The 2,220-nt window shown below is 73.3% G+C and carries 4 protein-coding genes; 2 read left to right on the top strand and 2 right to left on the bottom strand.

Features of this window, described 5'->3' with window-relative positions:
- Both RIF89_RS14305 and RIF89_RS14300 read right to left on the bottom strand, forming a co-directional pair.
- Window positions 1–789: UvrD-helicase domain-containing protein (locus tag RIF89_RS14305; RefSeq protein WP_309069745.1), on the bottom strand; the 789-nt coding region annotated here is incomplete at its 3' end.
- A gap of 10 nt (window positions 790–799) precedes the next feature.
- The gene (locus RIF89_RS14300; RefSeq protein ID WP_309069744.1) at window positions 800–1,594 is read right to left on the bottom strand and encodes a fructosamine kinase family protein; all 795 of its coding nucleotides are present in this window, start codon (window positions 1,592–1,594) and stop codon (window positions 800–802) included.
- Window positions 1,595–1,743: 149 nt separating this feature from the next.
- Between RIF89_RS14300 and RIF89_RS14295 the strand changes: the two genes are divergently transcribed.
- Together RIF89_RS14295 and RIF89_RS14290 are read left to right on the top strand one after the other, a co-directional pair.
- Window positions 1,744–1,968, top strand: a complete 225-nt coding sequence (locus RIF89_RS14295; RefSeq protein WP_309069743.1) for a DUF3107 domain-containing protein — start codon at window positions 1,744–1,746, stop codon at window positions 1,966–1,968.
- A gap of 4 nt (window positions 1,969–1,972) precedes the next feature.
- A partial coding sequence (locus RIF89_RS14290) for a hypothetical protein (RefSeq protein WP_309069742.1) occupies window positions 1,973–2,220 on the top strand: 248 nt, incomplete at its 3' end.

The raw sequence follows: 2,220 nt of genomic DNA, 5'->3' as shown, positions 1-2,220 counted from the left end.
GATGTCGGGATCGCCGAACGCGAGCACCGCGACACCGCGGGCGCGCAGGGCCTCGACCACCGCGATCCCGCCGCGCGTGAGCTCCTGCGCGTCGTCGATCAGTACGACGCGCAGGTGCTCGAGGCCGGCGATCACGGCGCCCGTGCGCAGAGCATCGGCCGCCTCGGCGTACAGCTGCGAGACGTCGCGGTGCGCGGCGCGCATGCCGGCCAGCACCGCGCGGTAGTCGCGTACGAAGCCCGCGACGGCCGTCCAGGCGTTCACACCGAGCGACTCGAGCTCGTCGGGCTCCACGCCGAGCTCGACGAGCTCGCTGAGGAACGCGCGCAGCTCCGAGCGGAAGTCCTTCGACGCTCGCACGTGCGCCCCGAGATGCGCGGGCCAGCGGACGACGCCGTCGCGCTCGTCCTCCGCGTCGCCCGCCAGGATGTCCGCGACGATCCGATCCTGATCCGCGCCCGTCAGCAGCTTCGGCGGCGCGTCGCCGCGCCGCACCGCCTCTGCGCGCACGACCTGGAACGCGAAGGATCCGATCGATCGCGCCAGCGGCCCGGGGGTCGCGATCCGCACGCGCACGCCGAGCTCGTCACGCAGGCGCGTCGCCGACGCGCGCGTGGGCGTGAGCACCACGACCTCGTCGGCGGCGAGGCCCGCGTCGATCAGCCGAGCGACGCGCTCGACGAGCACGGCGGTCTTTCCCGTTCCGGGCGCGCCGACAACCGTGCCCGAGGTCTCGGGCGGCAGCGCGAGCACAGCCGCCTGTCCGGCGTCCCAGGCGGGTGAGGTCATGTCATCCACGCTAAGCGCGGCCGCCGACATCGCCCGTCTCCCCTGCCGCGGCGAGCACGGCTCGCGCGGCGCGGACGAGCTCGACGCCGTACGCCCGCCCATGACCTGCCGCATGCACCGCGAGCGGATGCAGCTGGTGCAGCGGCATGCGGTCGCGCCAGCCGCTCCGCAACGGGTGCTGCCGCCGATACCCCTCGAGGATCTCGTCGAGATGCGGCGTGCCGAACAGTGCGAGCATCGCGAGATCGGTCTCCCGGTGCCCGCCGTGCGCGGCCGGGTCGATCAGCACCACGCCCTCGGCCGAGAACAGCACGTTTCCCGCCCACAGGTCGCCGTGGATCCTCGCCGGCGGCTCGTCGTCGTCGAAGTCGCCCGCTGCGATCGGGAGGCACGCGCGGCGCACGAGCTCGGCCTCGTCGCTGTCGAGGTTCCCGGCCGCGACCGCGATGTCGACGAACGGCAGCACCCTGTCGCGCGCGTAGAACGCGCCCCAGCTTTCCTCGTGCGCGTACGCCTGCGGCCGGCGCCCGATGAACCCCGGCCCGCCCCACCCGTCGGGCGGGGCGCCGAAAGCGGCCGCGCCCGCATCGTGGGTGCGAGCTAGCGACGCGCCGAACCGGCGGGCCGCGTCCGCCGTGGGCCGGGTGGTCCCGACCCGCTCCAGCTCGATGCGTCCCGGCGACACGGACAGCACCCGTGCGATCCGAGCGCCACCCGCGCACGAGAGCCAGCGCAGTCCCGCCGCCTCCGACTCGAAGAACCCGTCCGGGGCGTGCGGATCCGACTTCACGATCGCCTCCGACATGGATCCAGTCTCGTCCCGTCGTCTTCCACGCCGGCGACGCGGCGCGCGCGTTCGCCCTCAGCGTTCAGCCGCCTGTCGTGTCGGCCGCCTGCCATAGAGTTGACGCACGGCCCGCTGAGGGCTTCTGGCGCGACGAAAGGCAGTCACCCGTGGACATCCGCATCGGCATCACCAACACCGGCCGCGAGCTCAGCTTCGAATCGTCGGACAGCGCCGAGGCCGTCAAGACCGCCATCGCCGCCGCCCTCGACAGCGGTCAGAGCCACCTGTCCTTCACGGACGTCAAGGGCAACTCCTACATCGTCCCGACCGCGAACCTCGCGTTCGTCGAGGTCGGCAGCGAGGAGACCCGCCGCGTCGGCTTCGTCGCCTGACGCCGTGTACATCCTGCTCGCGCTCGTCGCCGCTGTCGCGATCGGCGTCGGCATCCACTTCGCGCTGCCCCGCCGCACGACGCGCGGCGTCACGCTCGCTCCCTCGATCGCGGGTGCGGTGGCGGCGGTGGCGTACGGCATCTGCACGTGGACGGGCCTGGGCGAGGCGAATGCGCTGACGTGGCTGATCACGCTCGTCGTGGCCGCGGTCGTCTCGTGGTTCGGCACCGACGCGATCAGCCGTCTCCGCGC

The sequence above is a fragment of the Microbacterium sp. genome (genome assembly GCF_031178525.1).
Taxonomy (GTDB): domain Bacteria; phylum Actinomycetota; class Actinomycetes; order Actinomycetales; family Microbacteriaceae; genus Microbacterium.
Note: the sequence above shows the minus strand (reverse complement) of the source record. Positions and strands in the feature narration are given on the sequence as shown.

What these genes read in the sequence shown, in the direction of transcription:
- RIF89_RS14300 (WP_309069744.1), bottom strand. Translation starts at nt 1,594, where the DNA reads ATGTCGGAGGCGATCGTGAAGTCGGATCCGCACGCCCCGGACGGGTTC.